The following is a 17,870-nucleotide window of genomic DNA, read 5'->3' as shown; positions in this document are numbered from 1 at the left end:
CGCAGGGCCGCCCGACAGCCTGAGCGTCCCCGACCACCGATTGTTGAACCGAAGAAGAGAGAAGATAGACGTATGACCGACACCGCGCGGGCACGCAAGCTGGCCGACCGCATCCGGGTCGTGGTCGCGGAGACCCTGCAGCGGCGGATCAAGGACCCGCGGCTCGGCTACGTCACGATCACCGATACCCGGGTCACCGGTGACCTGCGGGAGGCGACCGTCTTCTACACGGTCCTCGGCGACGACGAGGAGCGGGTGGCCTCCGCGGCGGCCCTGGAGAGCGCCAAGGGCGTGCTGCGGTCCGAGGTCGGCCGGCAGACCGGGGTGCGCTTCACTCCGTCCCTGACGTTCGTCCCGGACGCGCTGCCGGACAACGCCCGGACGATCGACGACCTGCTGGCCAAGGCCAAGGCGGCGGACGCCCAGGTGCGCCAGGCGTCCTCGGACGCGACGTACGCAGGTGACGCCGACCCGTACCGGAAGCCCGGGGAGGAGGCCGAGGAGGCCGAGGAGGCCGCTGGGGGCCCCGGTGCCACCGGGAGCGACAGCGGCGACGGCAAGGGCTCCGCGGACGCATGACGCGCAAGGGACGGGCCGGCTCCACGGCCCCGGACGGCCTGGTGATCGTCGACAAGCCGGCCGGCTTCACCTCACACGACATCGTGGCCAAGATGCGCCGCTTCGCCGGGACCCGGCGGGTCGGCCACGCCGGGACGCTGGACCCCATGGCCACGGGCGTGCTCGTGATCGGCGTGGAGAAGGCCACCCGGCTGCTCGGGCACCTGGCGCTGACCGAGAAGGAGTACGAGGCGACGATCCGGCTCGGCCAGACGACCGTCACGGACGACGCGGAGGGGGAGGTCACCACCTCCGCCGGCGTCACCGGGACGGCCCTCGACGCCGCCGAGGCCGGAATCGCCGAGCTGACCGGGGACATCATGCAGGTGCCCTCCAAGGTCAGCGCGATCAAGATCGACGGCAAGCGCTCCTACGCGCGGGCGCGGGAGGGCGAGGACTTCGAGATCCCGGCTCGGCCGGTGACCGTGTCCTCCTTCACCCTCCACGCGCACCGCGAGGCCAAGGCGGAGGACGGCACTCCCGTCCTCGACCTGGACGTCACCGTGGTGTGCTCCTCGGGCACCTACATCCGGGCGCTGGCCCGCGACCTGGGCGCCGGGCTGAGTGTCGGCGGCCACCTGACCGCGCTGCGGCGCACCAGGGTCGGACCGTACGGGCTGTCCGCCGCCAGGACGCTGCCGCAGCTGGAGGAGTCCCTCCAGATCATGCCCATCGCGGAGGCCGCGGCCGCCGCCTTCCCGCGCTGGGACGTCGACGCGGACCGGGCCCGACTGCTGGGCAACGGCGTACGGATCGACATGTCGGCGCGCGAGGAGACCGGGCCCGTGGCGGTCTTCGGCCCGGAGGGGGGCTTCCTGGCCCTGGTGGAGGAGCACAAGGGCAAGGCGAAGAGCCTGGCCGTGTTCGCCTGAGGCTCCCTCCCTGAGACCTTCTGTGGTCCCCATCAGGCCGCTCCGCACCGCGGGGCGGCCTTCGCCGTCCCGCGGTGCGTCGCGCCCCCTTTACCCCCCTAGGGTCTCTGTCCACCCGCACGCCCGAATTCACCCCATCAGGTGGGCGCTCAGGAGGGTTCGCGGGAGCGGAAGGGGGCGCGTTCCGGTGTGTGGGCACCGCCGCCACCTGCGGGGACGCCGGTAGGGGCGGCCCGTCGTGCCGACCGATGCGAAGCGCACGCCGACGACATGGCAGTCTTAGACCTGCGAAGTGGACACACAAGAGTTCGGGCGAGGAGCGGGCACAGTGCAGCGCTGGCGTGGTTTGGAGGACATCCCCGAGGACTGGGGACGCAGCGTCGTCACCATCGGCTCCTATGACGGGGTGCACCGGGGTCACCAGGTGATCATCAGCCGTACGGTGGCGCTCGCTCGTGAGCTGGGCGTACCGGCGGTCGCGGTGACCTTCGACCCGCACCCCAGCGAGGTCGTGCGGCCCGGCAGCCACCCGCCGCTGCTCGCCCCGCACCACCGGCGGGCCGAGGTGATGGCCGGGCTGGGCGTGGACGCGGTGCTGATCCTGCCGTTCACGGCGGAGTTCTCCCGGCTGTCGCCCGGCGATTTCGTGGTGAAGGTGCTGGTCGACAAGTTGCACGCACGGGCCGTGGTGGAGGGCCCGAACTTCCGTTTCGGCCACAAGGCCGCCGGGAACGTCGCGTTCCTTCAGGAGCTCGGCACCACCTATGACTACGAGGTCGAGGTCGTCGACCTGTACCAGCGCGGGGCGGCGGGCGGCGGCGAGCCGTTCTCCTCCACCCTGGTGCGCAGACTGGTCGCCGAGGGGGACGTCGCGGGCGCCATGGAGGTCCTCGGGCGGCCGCACCGCGTCGAGGGCGTGGTGGTGCGCGGCGCCCAGCGCGGCCGCGAGCTGGGCTTCCCGACGGCCAACCTGGAGACCCTGCCGCACACCGCGATCCCGGCCGACGGGGTGTACGCGGGCTGGCTGACCGTCCAGGGCGAGGCCATGCCGGCGGCGATCTCGGTCGGTACGAACCCGCAGTTCGACGGCACCGAGCGCACGGTCGAGGCGTACGCGATCGACCGTGTGGGCCTGGACCTGTACGGCCTGCACGTCGAGGTGGACTTCCTCGCCTATCTGCGCGGCCAGGAGACGTTCTCGTCCATCGAGGCCCTGCTGGAGCGCATGGCGGCCGATGTGAAGCGGGCCCGTGAGCTGGTCGAGGCGGCCGGTTCCCCCGAGACCGCCTTCCAGGTGGGCGACACCCGCTGACGCCCCCTGCGGCGGCGGCCGAGGCCGCGACCGAACGACGAAGACGCCGGACGGGCTGGATCCAGCCCGTCCGGCGTCTTCGTACCTGGCCCGCTGGTCCGGGGCGGAGCCCCGGCGCCGCGCTCAGCCCTGGGACCCGCCCGGCTGCTGCCAGGCCTGCCACGGCTGTCCGGGCTGGCCCGCCTGCTGTCCCGGCTGTCCCGGCTGTCCCGGCTGAGCAGGCTGTCCGGGCTGGCCCTGCTGGCCCGCCTGGCCCTGCTGTCCCGGCTGTGCCGCGCCCGGATAGGGCTGCTGGTGCGGCTGAGGCTGCTGCTGCCATCCCTGCTGCTGCGCACCCGGATACCCGGGCTGTCCCGGCTGCCCGGGCTGCGGATACCCCGGCTGTCCCGGCTGGCCAGGCTGCGGATACCCCGGCTGCCCCGGGTACGGGGGCTGTTGCTGCTGCGGGTACGGCTGCGGCTGCTGAGGCTGCTGCCCGTACGCCTCGCCGTGCTGCTGCCCCGGCAGCGGCGGCGCCATCTGGGGCGGCTGCTGGGCGCCGTCCGCCGTCCACAGCCCCTGCGCCTGCTGGGCGCGGGTGAAGTCCTCGGCGACCATGGCGGAGAGGTTGAAGTACGCCTCCCGGGTCTTGGGACGCATCATGTCCAGGTCCACCTCCGCACCCGCCGCCAGATGCTCGTCGAACGGCACGACGATCACGCCCCGGCACCGGGTCTCGAAGTGCGACACGATGTCCTCGACCTTGATCGTCTTGCCGGTCTCCCGGACCCCGGAGATGACCGTGATGCCGCGCGAGACCAGATCGGCGTAGCCGTGGGCGGAGAGCCAGTCGAGGGTGGTGCTGGCGCTGCTGGCGCCGTCCACGGAGGGGGTGGAGATGATGATCAGCTGGTCGGCGAGGTCGAGGACCCCGCGCATGGCGCTGTAGAGCAGGCCGGTGCCCGAGTCGGTGAGGATGATCGGGTACTGCTTGCCCAGCACGTCGATGACGCGGCGGTAGTCCTCGTCGTTGAAGGTCGTCGAGACCGCCGGGTCCACGTCGTTGGCGAGGATCTCCAGGCCGGAGGCCGCCTGCGAGGTGAACCGCCGGATGTCCATGTAGCTGTTGAGATAAGGGATCGCGGTCACCAGATCGCGGATGGTCGCCCCCGTCTCGCGGCGCACCCGGCGGCCGAGCGTGCCCGCGTCCGGGTTGGCGTCGATCGCGATGACCTTGTCCTGCCGCTCGCTGGCGAGGGTGGAGCCGAGGGCGGTGGTCGTGGTGGTCTTGCCGACGCCGCCCTTGAGGCTGATCACCGCGATGCGGTAGCAGGACAGGACGGGCGTACGGATGAGCTCGAGCTTGCGCTGCCGCTCGGCCTCCTCCTTCCGGCCACCGATCTTGAACCGCGAGGGCCCGCTGTTGTTGTTCTTCTTGGGCTTCTGCTTGCCGCGGATCAGACGGTCCGAGGACAGCTCGACCGCGGCGGTGTAGCCGAGTGGGGCCCCCGCGCCCTGGCCCGCCGGGCGCTGCCGCTGCTCAGGGCTGATGACGGGCCAGCCGCCGGTGCGCGGGTCGAGGGGGGAGTCGTTGCCGCCGCCCGGCGCGCTCGTGCCGTCGCCGGGGCGCGGGTAGCCGTAGCCGTCCTGCGGGGTCTGCTGCGGGTAGCCGTAACCGGCCTGTGGGCCGGGTGCGGCGGGGCCGGGCTGCCCGCTCTGCGCGGCGGCGGGGGTGCCACCGGTGGGGGTGGCGTCGGCGGGGCGTGGGAAGCCGTAGCCGCCCTGCGGGCCGGGTGCGGCCGGTGCGGCCGGTGCTTGGCTCTGCGGCTGCTGCGGGTGCCCAGGCCCGGCTGCGGGGCCGGGGAAGCCGTAGCCGCCCTGCTGCGGGGCCGCCGGGGCCTGGCCGGCGGCGGGCATGGGCTGTCCCGGATTCGGACCGGGGGCTCCGGGCTGCGGATATCCGTAACCACGGTTGTCAGGGCCGGGCTGCCCCGGACCGCCCGGGCCGGCCTGACCGCCGGGACCAGCCGGGCCGCCGGGACCGCCCGGGCCGGCCGGGGCGGGACCGCCCTGCGGGAAGCCGCCGTGCGGGCCAGGCGCGTTCATGGCCTGGTGAGGTGCGGCCTGCCCGGCGATGGGAGTGCCGTCAACAGGGGTGCTGTCAACGGGGCGCGGGAAGCCGTAGCCGCCCTGCGGGCCGGGTGCGGCCGGTGCGGCCGGTCCCTGTCCCTGCGGCGGCTGCTGTTGCGGGTTCCCGGGTCCGGCGGCCGGACCCGGGAAGCCGTAACCGCCCTGCTGCGGCGGCGCCGAGGCCTGGCCGGGGGCCGCCGGGGAGGCCTGGGGGCCGGTCGGGGTGCCGGGGGCGGGCTGCCCCTCGGTGCCCGGTGCCGGAGGCGGCCACGCGGCGGCCTGCTGAGCGAATGAGCCGTCCGCACCGGGCCCACCGACCGCGCCGGGCGCCTGCTGCGGGGCGTCCGTACGCTGCTGCGGAAGCGGTCCGCCCGGACCCGCGGCACCGGCGCCCTGGGCCGCCCACGGCGCGCCCGGCGCGGGCTGTGCGCCGCCACCCGGCGCTTCGGCCGCGCCCGGCGTGCCCGTAGGGCCGCCCGCGCTCTGCGGCGCGGCGGGCTGGAAGTCCGGGGGCAGCGGGGGCAGTCCGGCCTGCGGGGCGGCCGGCGGGGCCCACGCGGCGGGCTGTTGGGGGGACTGCGGCGGCTGCCCGGCGGGCGGCGCGTCCTGAGGCCCGGCCTCGGCGCTGGGGCCCTCCGGGGGCACGGCGTCCGCCCCTTCGGCGCTCTTGGCCCTGCGCTCGGCGATGTCGCGGCGCAGGGAGGCTGTGGAGAACCGCAGAGTGCCCTCGCTGCGCACATCGCCGCTCTGGGGCGCATCGGCGGGCGGGGCGGCGTCGGCGGGTGCGGGAGGCGTGGGAGGCGCGTCGGCGGGAGCGGCGCCGGACGGTTCGGCCCCACCGGCCGCACCGACACCGCCGGGGCCACCGGCCGCACCGGACCCGTCGCCCGCCCGCTCCGCGATCTCACGGTGCAGGGCGGCGGGGGAGAACCGCATGGTGGCGTGGGCGCCCAGATCGCCGGAGCCGGAACCGCCGGCCTGCGGTGCCGCGTCGTCCCGGACCTCACCGGGACCGGCGGCGCCCGTGGTGGCGTCCACGGCCGCGGGGGCCTCGGCGCCGGCAGCGGCCTGGGGAGCCGCGGGCTCCCGGTCCCCGGGGGCGTCGGCCGTGCCCGGGGCCTGGCCCGCCGGGTTGCCGCCCCCAGGTGAGCCGTCCCCGGCAGCCCCGAGCGGCGACGCCGCGTCAGCTGCCGGGGCGTCAGCCACGGGGGCGGGCACGCTCGGCTGGAGCGTGTAGTCGGATGAATCCGGCAAACCTGACGGTGTGCCCGACCCTTCGGGGCGCTCGGTACCAAGCTCGCGCGCGGTCTCTGCCTGAGCAGCCGTACCTTGCGGGGCGGCAGCCTGCGGGGCCGCGCCCTGCGCGCCCTCCTCCGCGGGAGCTCCGGCGGAGGGGGCACCCGCCGGCCACGCGGGCGCGTAGCCGTTCGGCTCCGGGACCCCGGGCGCGGCCACCGGGCTGCCCGTCGGGGGCGCGGGCGGCGTTGCCGCGCCTCTACCGCTCTCGGCGCCCGCACCGCCGCCGTAGGCCGTACCGCCCGCCGCCGCCGTCGACGACGACGAGGAAGCGTTCTGCGTGTACCAGGCAGGCGGGGTGTAATCAATGGTGAATTCGCCCGTGTGCTCGGTCTCCGCGTCGGACCGATCATCGCCGGGTGTGGTTCCGCCCGCGCGGATCTCGTCCCGATCGCTACTCACAATGCCTCCTGGTGTGGTCGAGCACCTTTGAAAATCTTGGCGAGGCCGATCGTTGCCGATCGTTACTGTCGTCCGACCGCTCGGCTTTCCCCGTTGCGACGCCGGGAACCCGAGATCAGGTTCTCCATCGTGCACACCAAGACTAATCACCATGGGCGCCGCTGGGGCAGGCCCGTCCCCGCCCTCAAACCAGTCCGGTGCCTCACGCACGTCTCATGGCGACATCCCGTATGCCGCGCGCACACTTTCTCCTTGTACATCTCGGCGCGCTTTGCCCCTCAATACGCCCACGGCCCGGCCCGCGGACAGACCGAGCGGCGCCAACGAGTGGCCGCACGACCGTCGGTGTACCCCGGCGCCGGGTGATACAAAGATTCCCCGCTCGAATGCCCTTCGCACAGCGGGATCCCGACCGAATCGCTCCTTTCCGGGAGGAACGGCCTTCTGGATCGCGGGGGGAGGCCGACCGGTCCGTGGACCCGGGTAAGAGGTAAGCGCGATGCCGCAGCCGCCCCAGCCCTCCGACCGGCCGCCGTCGCCTCCGGCAGACGGCGGACGAGAGCGCGACAGACGGCGCAAGTGCCTCGTCGTCGGCGCGGCCGTGGCCGCCCTGCTCGCGGCGGGAGCGGGCGTGTGGGCCGCGGTGGGGTACGACGGCAAGCGGTCCGCCGCGGCGCCGAGGACCCCGGACACCGACCGCGCCGGACGGCACACGGACGCGCTCCCGACCGGGCCCACTGGCGGGGCCGGGACCACCAGCGGTCGGCACGGCGGTGAGAGCGACCCCAACGACGCGCGCCGACCGGGCGAGGCGAAGGTGCTGTTCCGGAAACCCGCGCCCCAGGGCCCCAAGAGCGGCGCCGACATCCCTGGCTTCTGGGTGATGGACGGTTATGTCGTGAAGCCCGTCCAGGACAGGGTCATCGCCTACGGCGACAACGGCGACCCGAAGTGGACCGTCAAGCTCCGTGAGGCGGTGTGCGCGGTCCCCGAATCCCCCACCGACGGCAAGGTGGTCATCGCCTACCGAGGCGGCCGCAAGGACGAGTGCGGTCGGCTGGCTCTCATCGACCTCGGCAAGGGCGTCAAGCTCTGGGACCGGCGCGCCCCCACCGCGGCGGCCTCCGCCCCGAGCGCCCCCACCGCGGGAGCCCCCACCGCCACCGCCTCCGGCGGCGACCACCTCGGCATGGGCCTGGCCCAGAGCGGCGATCTGGTCGGCCTCTCCTGGTACGGCGGCTCGGCCGTCCTCAAGGTCGGCGACGGCCGCCAGGTCTCGCCCGGCGCACTGGGCCCGGGCTGCGCGGTGGACGGCTTCGCGGGCGGCCGGTCGTTGCTGCGCGCCTATTCCTGCGACGACGGCACCGCGGGGCTACAGAGGATCAACACGTCCACAAACAAGGCCTCCTGGACGTACCACGTACGCGAGGGCTACAAGGTCAGCACGATCTTCTCCACCGACCCCGTCGTCGTCGCCCTCGCCGACGACCACCACAAATCGGGCGGCATTCTGGCGATATCGGATCGCGGCAAGCGGCGCTCGACCCTCGACCTGGGCAAGCGGTCCTATCAACCGGAGTGCGGCCTGGACCTCTTCGGCACGAAGCTGGGCGGCTGCCGGGGCGTCGCGGTCTCCTCGGGCACGCTCTACCTCCCGACCGAGCTGACGTTGACCCGCGACGGGCGCCCGACCAGCGAGATCCACGCCTTCGACCTGAGGACGGGGCAGCGGAAGTGGGCGGCCAAGGTGCCCGGCCGGATGCTGTTTCCGCTGAGTGCGGAGGGCAAGGACCTGATCGCCTACGAGGAGCCGACGGACCGCACGGCGGGTTCCGTCGTCGGCATCGGCACGGGCGGCGGCAGGCCGAAGACACTGCTGCGGCTGCCGAGCGCGACCAGGGCCGCGGAGGCCGGCCTCGCCTCCGCGACCCGGGTGTACCGGAAGGGCGTTTTCTATATCGCCTCGGACCGGTTGACGGGTTCGGGAGCGCCCGAAGAGATGATCATGGCTTTCTGCCCCTGACCGCCGTTGGCGCGCTCACAAGAGGTGTCGAAAACGATCCGAAAACGATCCGGAAACGATGCGGATCTCACTGGAGGTCGAACTCACCGTCCCGCGCGCCGAGCACAAAGGCATGCCATTCGGCTTCGGTGTAGCGCAAGACCGTCTCGGGATCGGCGGAGTTCCTCATGGCGACCGCGCCGCCCGGCAGATAGGCGATCTCCACCCGGTCCTCGGAGGCGCTGCCGGGTGCGCTGAGCCACTCGACATCGGAGATGTCGAGCGCGTACAGCTCGGCCTTCTCGTTGGCGTCGGCCATTGGTTCGTACGTCCCTTCGGATACTGCGGAAACGGCGTGCTCACGGGAAAGAGCCGCGTGGACACTGTCGCCGCCAGTGTCGTCCGCCGAGCGCGCCGAGGCAATCGAACTTGACAGCCGCCCCGGAGCCATGACGCGCGGACCGGCCCCTGGCTCCCCGGGCCCAGCCCGTCAGTCCATACGGCGCGGCGAGCCCAGCAGCCCCGACTCGGCGTCGGTCGGCTGCGTCGCCACGTAAAGCTGCGCATGGCGGGTGCACCAGAGGGTGACCCCGTCCGCCAGGGTGGACAGCGCGGACACGTCGACGGCCGGCAGCCCCATGATGCGGCCGATCTGCGCGGCCTCGTCCGGAGACACCCGCTGGATGCCGACCAGGCCCGCGTTCTCCATCAATCGGGGGGCGACCGGGCTCAGATACGGCAGCAAGGTCAGCACGGACTGCCAGGGCGCCGCGGTCACCCGCCCCCGCGGCGGCCGCATGCCGGCGTCCCGGATGACCAGCACCGGGCTGCTGACCGAGGCGCCCTGCGGCGGCACCCGCCCCACGTCATGCAGGGTGATGCACTGCTGGTTGTTGTTCGCGGCCTGGGCCAGCGACGTCCACATCTGCTGACGGCCGGTCTCCACGGTGACGCGGGCGCCCGTGGCGACCGCGCGCAGGCCGATCACCTGCGCCGTCCACAGGCCGCCGACCAGCAGGACGTTGAACGGAGAGGGGCGGTGCAGCCCCAGCACCGCGGGCTGTCCCTGCCCATCCGCGCCGATCACGATGCCGTCGTCGCCGACGGGCAGCGCGAGCGACTCGAACTGCTCGGGCGGCACCTCGTGGCGCTGCCGACGCGGTCCGAGCAGCCCGAAGCCGGACCACTGCTTGCGCGGCGGCGCGGGCGCGGGCTCCGGCTCGGGTACCTGCCCGGGGCCGGTGGCCGCGGGAAAGCCGGAGCCGGGGAAGCCGGAACCGGGACCAGGGCCAGGGCCGGGGAAAGCGGCCCCGTTCGGGGCGGTCGTGGGCGTGGCCATCAGCGGGTCCCTCCCAGGGGCAGAGTGGCGAGGACACCGGGCACCTGCTCGCGATCCAGCCGCACCAGCCCGATCCGCACCCCGCGCGCCGTACGCTCCAGCTCCTTGCGGATGCTGACCAGTTCATCGGAGCTGTGGCCGGTGATCCGTACATGGCCGCTGATGGTCGGCGCGTGCCGGCCGCCCAGCTTGCCACCCCGGCGCAGCGTGAGGCTGAGGGTCGTCGACAGCGCGGGCAGCGAGGTCAGCAGCGCGGCCAGCTGGGGCAGCGGCGCCGAGGCCGGATCCAACTGCGGCCAGCGGCCGATCCAGTAGGCGGTGTGCCAGCGGTCGTCGCACCGCCAGGCCCGCGCGCTCTCCAGGGTGCGGCGGTTGAGCGTGTCCCGCCGACCGGCCTGCGCCGTGGCCCGCTGGTTGGCGCTCGCCGCGGTCGCGACCGCGGCGGTCAGCGACTCCTCCGTCAGCACCGTCACCCCGAAGCCGGTCCCCTGCAGCCTGCTCGCCAACTGGTCCGCGGCCCGCAGCAGACACCGCTGCGCGCCGCCCAGGCCGCCGCCGCGCGCGGCCACGGCCTCCGAGCACAGCTCCGGGTCGAACTTCAGCGCCACCCACGTCATACGGACCGCGGGCGCGCCGGTCTGCGCCTGCAGCGGCGCGTAGTTGCGCAGGGCCAGCGACTGGGCCGGCAGGTGGTGCGCGGGCGCGGGCAGCGTGTGCTGGACGACCTGTACCGACTCCAGCAGGATCCCGTCCACCTCCATGGCGTCCCGCAGCAGGGCCAGCGGGAGCGGCTGCTGGGCGCGCTGCGGCCGCAGCGGCGCGTCCACCGCCTCCACCTGGAGCACCGCCGTCAGGAAGGTGCCGTCCCCGACCATGCCCACCGCGCGCCGGTCGCGGTCGATGAACGTCAAGGTCCGCAGCGCCGGTTCGCACTCCACGGCGATCGCGAAGCCGGGGTCCGTACCCGCGTCGAGCGGCTTCGCCGCCAGCCGCTTGCGCCGCCGCAGCGAGGCGGCGGTGCTCAGCCACTCCGATATGGGCTGCTGACGGCGGCGTACGACGGCGAGCAGCACCAGCACCAGGCCCACGACCGCGGCGGGCACCAGCAACAGCTCATCGACGACCCACGCGACCAGCACGACCGCCGCGGCCACCTCGATCAGCACGAACTGCTGCAACCGCACCGGTCCGAAACTGCCCGACCGGGAGGCCAGCCGCGGCGTGACCGATCCCGCGGGCGGCGCAGCCGATGCCGGCGCGGGGGCGGGCGGAGAGCCGGAGGGTGTCCGCGAGCGGGACTCGCCTGACCTCCTCCGGCCGGATCCGCTCCCCGCGGTGCGTGCTCGCGTGGCGGCAGCCATCCCCGTCAGCCCCTTAAAGTCCGAAACACACCCGAAAGGCCCGGCGAACGTCCGTGGCCGGATCGTCCCCGAGCGACACGAGCCAATTCCTTCCCGGCATAGTAGAGGGTCGGTACGACACCCGGACCGAGGGCAGTGCCCGACGGCCGAGGCCGAAAAGCGGGGAGATACGGCTAAAGATGGCATCACGGCGGGATGAGCTCAACGCCTACACATTCGCGAAGAAGCGGACAGTCGCCGCGTTCTTGCAACCCTCACCGAGCGGTACGGAGGAGGGCGCCCCGCGCCCGTTGCGGACGGTCCTCCCCGGGATCGTCATAGGCGCGCTCATCCTCGCCGGGTTCGGCGCCTGGGGCATGTTCAAGCCGACCGCGCCCAAGGGCTGGGACGAGGTGGGCGCCCACGTCATCGTCGGCTCCAACTCCACCACGCGCTACGTGGTCCTCAAAGCCCCCGACGGCAAGGTCCAGCTGTACCCCGTCCTCAACTTCGCGTCCGCCAAGCTCCTGCTCGCCGGCGACAAGTCCAGCGTCGTCAAGGTGAAGGAGTCCGAGCTCGACAACGGCCACATCCCGCGCGGCCCGACGATCGGCATCCCGTACGCTCCCGACCGTCTCCCCAGCGCCGACGACGCCGGGAAGCAGAAGGAGTGGGCCGTCTGCGAACAGCCCGGCGGCAACGGGAAAACCACCCAAAAGGCGGTTTTCCTCTTCTCCGACCGCGACCCGAAGGGCAAGAAGCTGCGGAGCTCGCAGCGGCTGAGCGGCGCCCAGGCCCTCTATGTGCAGGGCCAGGACGACGCCCGCTACCTCGTCGATCCCCAGGGCACCAAATACCTGATCGGCGGCACCAAGTGGAAGCAGCTGCCATCGAAGGAGTACGACCTCCTGCTCCGCTCCATCTTCCAGGACGGCGCCAAGCCGCAGCGTGTCACCAAGGACTGGCTGGCGACATTCCAGGACGGCGCGCCCATCTCCTTCCCCGAGGTCCCCGGCCAGATCGGGGCCGACGCCGGAGTGGACACCCTCCCGGACCGGGCCAACCACGTCGGCATGGTCCTCGAAGCGAATACCGGCACCGGCACCCAGAACTACGTCGTCCTCCAGGGCAAGGTGCAGCGCATCTCGGAGTTCGTCGCCAAGCTCCTCCTCAACAGCGAGCAGCTCAAGGACCTCGGACAGGCCGGCAGGACGCAGCGGGTGAGCACCGCGTCCTTCACTCCGGAGGGGGACTTCTACGGTCAGTACGAGTGGCCGACGAAGATCCCGGAGCAGGCCAACTCCATCGAGCAGCAGCAGACCCAGGGCAGCGCCGAGCGGGACACCGTCTGCAGCATCATGAGCGGAATGACGTCCAAGCGCACGCCCGAGCTGGCCACCTGGGCGGGCACCGACTTCCCCGCCACCATCCCGGACGGCGCCACCAGCGCCTATGTGACCCCGGGCTCCGGCCTCCTCTACCGCCAGGTCACCGGCCGCCAGACCACGAGCGGCGCGGTCTTCCTGGTCACGGACACCGGACTGCGCTATGCGGTCCAGTCCAATAACGACAGCGGTACGGACAAATCAAAGATCGGCGATGGCAGCTCCGATCAGTCGGGAACCAATTCCGCGCAGCAGGACGTCAATCAGGCTCAGATAAGGCTCGGTTACCAGGACGTCATTCCGGTGCCCGTACCTGCCAACTGGTCGGAGTTCCTGCCGAGGGGACCGCGCCTGGACACCAACAGCGCCAAGCAGCCGCAGGGGTCGTAGCCCATGAGGAACACGAAGAAGGGACCCGCCTCACCGGCGCGGCGGAACGTGAAAAAGGCACTCTTCCTGTCGACTGCGGCCGCCCTTACGGCCCTGTCGGCGGCCCAGGGCCCGCTGCTGGCACCCACTCAGCTGCGAGAGACCCTCTCCCTCGCGGGCGCGGGGGAGTGCACCTACCCCGCCAAGCAGATCAAGGGCACCCCCTGGTCGCTGCAGCGCGTGATGCTGGACCAGCTGTGGCAGGACACCAAGGGCATCGACAAGAAGACCGGCCGCCCGGTCCTCGTCGCCGTCATCGACACGGGCGTCGACAACAAGAACCCGCAGCTCACCGACGCGGTCGACAACAAGCTCGGCTTCGAGGTCCGCAAGCCCGGCAAGAACAGCCTGGAAAAGGGCAAGAAGGGCGACGGCACGGACGACCTGGTCGGCCACGGCACCAAGGTCGCCGGCATCATCGCCGCCCGCCCCCACTCCGGCACGGGCTTCGTCGGCCTCGCCCCGGCCGCCAAGATCCTCCCGATCCGCCAGAACGACGAAAAGGGCTCGGGCACCACCGACACCATGGCCGACGCCATCGACAGGGCGGTCGAAAAGCATGCCCGGGTGATCAACATCTCCCAGGACACCCTCAAGCCCCTGCTCCCCGACAACAACCTCGAACTGGCGATCAACAACGCCCTGCAGAAAGACGTCGTCGTGGTCGCCTCCGCCGGCAACGACGGCCTCGACGGCAAGGTCAAGAAGACCTACCCCGCCGCCTACAAGGGCGTCCTCGCCGTCGGCTCCTCCGACCGCAACAACGAGCGCGCCCCCTTCTCCCAGGCCGGCGACTTCGTCGGCGTCGCCGCCCCCGGCGTCGACATGGTCTCCACCGTCCCGGGCGGCGGCCAGTGCGTAGACAACGGAACCAGCTTCTCCGCCCCTTACGTCGCCGGCGTCGCCGCCCTCATCCGCGCCAAGCACCCCGACTGGAAGCAGCACCAGGTCGTCGCCCAAATCGAGCAGACCGCCGAGCGCGCGGTCAACGGCCACGATCCCTACGTCGGTTGGGGCGTCGTGGACCCCGTCCGCGCCCTCACCGAAGACGACCACGCCCCCAACGGCGTCACCCTCGACAAAGGCGCCGCCCACGACGTCGACGCCCCCCAACCCGCCACCCTCACCCTCGGCGAAACCCCCCAGGAACGCCGCGAGCGCCTCGCCACCTACGCCCTGGGCGGCGGAGCCCTCCTCGTCGCGATGATCACCGGCACGGCAGTCGTACTCCACGAACACAAGCGACGCCGCCGAGCTGCGTAGTTGAGCAGGACGGCCGCGGTCTTCGTTGTCGTGGCTCGTCGGTAAGGTTGTTCCGCTGGCTTCCACGAGGGGGGAATCGTCATCCATGGAACCGCTGCGCTCGGACGACCCGCGGCGGATCGGCCCATATGACGTCGTTGCCCGGTTCGACATGGAGGGTGGCCGAGTCCCGGTCCCGGAGCGTCGCTTCATCGCACGGTTGCCGGGCGGGGACCGGACGGTCGTGATCAGCATGCCGCTGCCCGGCATGGACCCGGGGCGCTTCGCCGCGGAGGCGGCGGCCGCCCGGCAACAGCTGTCCGGGCCCTGGATCGCACCCGTGGTGGAGGTCGCCGGCGCGGCCGGAGCCCCCTGGTACGCCTCGCCGTACCTTCCCGCGCTACCGCTGACGGCCGCGGTCGCCGCGCATCAGCAACCCTTGCCGGAGCGCACGGTCCGCGCGCTGGGCGCTGCCCTCGCCGAGGCCCTGGCGGCCTTACACGCCTCGGGCGTGACGCATAGCGGACTCTCACCCGCCACGGTGCTGCTCACCACCGACGGCCCTCGTCTGACCTGCTTCGGCGCGGTACGGGCGGCGGCCCCCGACGGTGAGCAGCGATCGGGCCTGCCGGGGCTCGCCTCGGGCAGCCTGCCTCCCGAGCAGCTCGCGGGCGGTCGACCCCGGCCGCCGGGCGACATCTACGCCCTGGGCTCGGTGCTGGCGTACGCCGCGACGGGACACCTGGTCCCCGAACGGCGCGAACTGCCGGAGGGGCTGCGCAGGACGATCGCGCTGTGTCTCACTCGGGACGCCGCATCCAGACCGCAAGCGGCCCAGCTGCTGAACGAGTTGATGCCCGCGGAGGCGACTGCCGGGCCCGGCCACAGCCCGCACGCACATCACGTGACCTCATCACATGGGACCGTTCTGGACGGCGGGATGAGTCGGGCGTCCGCAGCTCTTGGGCCTGGCTGGCTGCCGGGGTGGCTCATCGCGGCACTCGCCCGGCAGTCCGCGGAGCTGCTGGCGGCGGAGACCGCGGCACCGAGCGCGTATGGCTCTGCCGCCGGTACGGACGCCGACAGCATGACGGACCACGTCCCGGCCCGGCAGCCGCATTCGTCGGCGGTTCTCGGGCCCGTATCCCCACCCCCAGCCTCCCGCAGCTTCCCCGCCTCACCCGCCTCATGACGCTCGCGCGACGCCCGCGCCTTCACAGTGGACCGACCTGATGGCCCTCCCTCTCACGCATGACGACCCCCAGCAGATCGGCCCGTTCCGGCTCATAGCCCGGCTTGGCGGCGGCGGTATGGGCACCGTCTATCTGGGCCGCTCGCCGAGCGGGCGCACGGTCGCGCTGAAGACCATGCATGAACAGATCGCGATGCAGGCGACGTTCCGCTCCCGGTTCCAACTGGAGATCGACGCCGCCCGTGTGATGGGAGAGCGGTACGGCGCCGAGGTCGTCGACGCCGACCCCTTCGCGGCCGTCCCCTGGCTGGCCACCGAGTACGTGCTCGGCCCGCCCCTGGACGACACCGTGGCCCTATGCGGCCCGCTCCCGGAGCGGTCAGTACGGGTTCTTGGCGCCGCTCTGTGCGCCGCCCTCGGGCAGTTGCACCGTTCGGACGTCGTGCATCGTGACCTCAAACCGTCCAATATCCTGATCACCGCCTTCGGGCCGAAGGTCATCGATTTCGGTATCGCACGGGCCATCGGGGATCAGAGGCTCACCAGCAAAGGAGTGACGGCGGGCACCCCGGCCTTCATGTCGCCGGAGCAGGCGATGGGCGCGGAGCACACCTCTGCGGGCGATGTGTTCGCACTCGCCGGCGTACTGATCTTCGCGGCCACGGGGCATGGCCCTTTCGGCAGTGGCCAGCCAGCCGACCTGCTCTACCGGGTGCGCTTCGCGGAGCCTGACCTGGGCGGGGTACCCGAGGGGTTACTGCCGATACTGACCCCCTGCCTCAGCAAGGACCCTGCTCATCGGCCGGGTATGGCCGAGCTCGCTGGGCGGCTGAACCACGAGGAAGGGGACTCCGCGGAAGCGGAGTTCACGGACTACCTCCCTGAGACGGCCCTGGCTGAGATCGGCCGGCGGGCCACAGAGGTGTGGCAGATCCAGCCGACACGGCTGCCCGCACCACCTGGATCCGTCGATGAGGCGGCTCCCCGTCCCGGCATGTCCAGACGGAAGCTCTTGACCCTCGCCGGCGGCTCGGTCCTTGGCGTAGCTGCTGCAGGCGTCGGGACGTGGGCATGGCTGACCCGGCGGGGACAGCACCGTGACACCGCCAGCCCAAAGCCGACCTCCACCGCACGCCCGGCGAACGTTCCGGCACAGGCCATGTGGTGGGCGAAGATCAACAACACGGACGAGACCTTCGCCCCGACGCCCGTCGGGGATCTGATCCTGGTGATGATCGGTGACGGCCTTGTGGGGCTGGACGCGAAGACCGGCGAAGTGCGTTGGACCCGCAAGTGGGAAACCTGGGCCGGCGCACAGATCGCCTGGCAAGTCGTCTCGGATGGCGAGCGGGCCTATGCCTTCATACCCGAAACCACAACCGCGAAAGGGCTGGCAGTTCACTCCGTCGACCTCGAGAACGGTAAGCCGAAGCCCCTGATAGGACCGTTCCGGGACTTCTTCGGATCTCGCACGGAACAGGCGCAACCGCTGACCGCCGCTGACGGAGTGATCTATCTGGTAGCCCAAAGATGGAAGACGGGCCCCGTAAATAACGAAAAGGGCTGGCATATTATGGCCGCCGATCTCCAGAACGGCAAGGAGCTTTGGCGCCAGCCGATCACGGGAGCCTATTACCCGATCACCTCCAGGGACGGCATTGTTGCCAAGGCCGTCGGCAACTGTCTGGCTGTCACCCGACGAGTCGGCGTGCTCGACATCGTGGACGGGATCGGCGGCCGGGACACCCGCACGGGCCGGATGCTCTGGTCCTGGGACCTGCCCAGGGAACGGCTGGACTCCAAGTCCTACCTTGACCCGGGCCAACTCGTGACGGACGACGATCGTGTCTACTTTGGGACCGGGCAGCTCTACGCGTTCCGGCTCTCCGATGGAGACAAGTCCTGGACGTTCGGCGAAGGCCGGGACAAGGGCGACATCGAGAAGGACACGCGTCCGTACGGCAGACCCGCGGTGAAGGATGGCGTGGTGTATGTGGCCGAGGGAACCCGCGGACTCGTCGCTGTGGAGGCAGACAGTGGCAAGCTGCTGTGGGAGACGAGTCTGGGCGGTGTACCCAGTCTCCTGGTCACGCCCGTTATCGGCAGGAAATACGCCTACGTCGCCATGGACGGCAACGCGAGGATCAGCGCTGTGGACCTGCATACGCACAACGTCGCCTGGACCTTCCGTGTCCCCGGTATTTTCGATGGCGCGTTCGTGGCTCACGAGCGTGCCGGAACTCTCGTGTTGATGAGCGGCGATTTCGTGTACGCCATCCCCTTCGAGTGACCCAACTCACCTACGACATCCGAAAACCACGGCACCTGGCAA

Annotated in this window: 12 protein-coding genes and 1 pseudogene; 8 read left to right on the top strand and 5 right to left on the bottom strand. The window is 71.9% G+C overall.

Annotation, left to right across the window (positions count from 1 at the left end; all coding sequences use genetic code 11):
- The first annotated feature begins 72 nt into the window (after nucleotides 1-72).
- From rbfA to ACWY4P_RS15740, 3 genes are all read left to right on the top strand, one after another.
- The gene (rbfA, locus tag ACWY4P_RS15750) at nucleotides 73-579 is read left to right on the top strand and encodes a 30S ribosome-binding factor RbfA (protein ID WP_456211179.1); all 507 of its coding nucleotides are present in this window, start codon (nucleotides 73-75) and stop codon (nucleotides 577-579) included.
- Nucleotides 576-1,490, top strand: a complete 915-nt coding sequence (gene truB, locus ACWY4P_RS15745) for a tRNA pseudouridine(55) synthase TruB (protein ID WP_456211178.1) — start codon at nucleotides 576-578, stop codon at nucleotides 1,488-1,490. The genes rbfA and truB overlap by 4 nt, the downstream gene beginning before the upstream one ends.
- Before the next feature lie 328 nt (nucleotides 1,491-1,818).
- On the top strand, nucleotides 1,819-2,802 hold the full coding sequence (locus tag ACWY4P_RS15740) for a bifunctional riboflavin kinase/FAD synthetase (protein ID WP_456211177.1): 984 nt from the start codon (nucleotides 1,819-1,821) through the stop codon (nucleotides 2,800-2,802).
- 123 nt (nucleotides 2,803-2,925) lie between these two features.
- Here the strand turns inward: ACWY4P_RS15740 and ACWY4P_RS15735 are convergent, their stop codons facing one another.
- Together ACWY4P_RS15735 and ACWY4P_RS15730 are read right to left on the bottom strand one after the other, a co-directional pair.
- On the bottom strand, nucleotides 2,926-6,165 hold the full coding sequence (locus ACWY4P_RS15735; protein WP_456212936.1) for a nucleotide-binding protein: 3,240 nt from the start codon (nucleotides 6,163-6,165) through the stop codon (nucleotides 2,926-2,928).
- A gap of 366 nt (nucleotides 6,166-6,531) precedes the next feature.
- Nucleotides 6,532-6,762 (bottom strand): annotated as a pseudogene (locus ACWY4P_RS15730) (hypothetical protein); the annotation flags it as partial.
- Between the two features lie 346 nt (nucleotides 6,763-7,108).
- Between ACWY4P_RS15730 and ACWY4P_RS15725 the strand changes: the two are divergent.
- A complete protein-coding gene (locus tag ACWY4P_RS15725) occupies nucleotides 7,109-8,632 on the top strand; it encodes an outer membrane protein assembly factor BamB family protein (protein ID WP_456211176.1) in 1,524 nt (507 codons plus the stop codon).
- Nucleotides 8,633-8,699: 67 nt separating this feature from the next.
- Here the strand turns inward: ACWY4P_RS15725 and ACWY4P_RS15720 are convergent, their stop codons facing one another.
- From ACWY4P_RS15720 to eccE, 3 genes are all read right to left on the bottom strand, one after another.
- A complete protein-coding gene (locus ACWY4P_RS15720; protein ID WP_456211175.1) occupies nucleotides 8,700-8,930 on the bottom strand; it encodes a DUF397 domain-containing protein in 231 nt (76 codons plus the stop codon).
- A 171-nt stretch (nucleotides 8,931-9,101) separates the two neighbouring features.
- Nucleotides 9,102-9,950 (bottom strand): hypothetical protein, encoded by an 849-nt coding sequence (locus tag ACWY4P_RS15715; RefSeq protein WP_456211174.1) that lies wholly within the window; start codon nucleotides 9,948-9,950, stop codon nucleotides 9,102-9,104.
- The gene (gene eccE, locus ACWY4P_RS15710; protein ID WP_456211173.1) at nucleotides 9,950-11,311 is read right to left on the bottom strand and encodes a type VII secretion protein EccE; all 1,362 of its coding nucleotides are present in this window, start codon (nucleotides 11,309-11,311) and stop codon (nucleotides 9,950-9,952) included. Before eccE ends, ACWY4P_RS15715 begins: the two co-directional genes overlap by 1 nt.
- 179 nt (nucleotides 11,312-11,490) lie before the next feature.
- Here eccE and eccB point away from each other — a divergent pair, with 179 nt between their 5' ends.
- The 4 genes from eccB (at nucleotide 11,491) to ACWY4P_RS15690 (ending at nucleotide 17,828) form a co-directional block, all read left to right on the top strand.
- Nucleotides 11,491-13,065 carry a type VII secretion protein EccB gene (gene eccB, locus ACWY4P_RS15705; protein ID WP_456211172.1) on the top strand — a complete coding sequence of 525 codons (1,575 nt, stop codon included), beginning with the start codon at nucleotides 11,491-11,493 and terminating at the stop codon, nucleotides 13,063-13,065.
- 3 nt (nucleotides 13,066-13,068) lie between these two features.
- The gene (mycP, locus tag ACWY4P_RS15700; RefSeq protein WP_456211171.1) at nucleotides 13,069-14,367 is read left to right on the top strand and encodes a type VII secretion-associated serine protease mycosin; all 1,299 of its coding nucleotides are present in this window, start codon (nucleotides 13,069-13,071) and stop codon (nucleotides 14,365-14,367) included.
- 85 nt (nucleotides 14,368-14,452) lie between these two features.
- Complete coding sequence (locus ACWY4P_RS15695) at nucleotides 14,453-15,538, top strand: serine/threonine protein kinase (protein WP_456211170.1); 1,086 nt, start codon at nucleotides 14,453-14,455, stop codon at nucleotides 15,536-15,538.
- Nucleotides 15,539-15,578: 40 nt separating this feature from the next.
- A complete protein-coding gene (locus ACWY4P_RS15690) occupies nucleotides 15,579-17,828 on the top strand; it encodes a protein kinase domain-containing protein (protein ID WP_456211169.1) in 2,250 nt (749 codons plus the stop codon).
- Nucleotides 17,829-17,870: the final 42 nt, after the last annotated feature.

This window comes from Streptomyces sp. LZ34 (assembly GCF_053890475.1).
The sequence above is the reverse complement of the archived record's forward strand: the minus strand, read 5'-3'. Positions and strand labels throughout refer to the sequence as shown.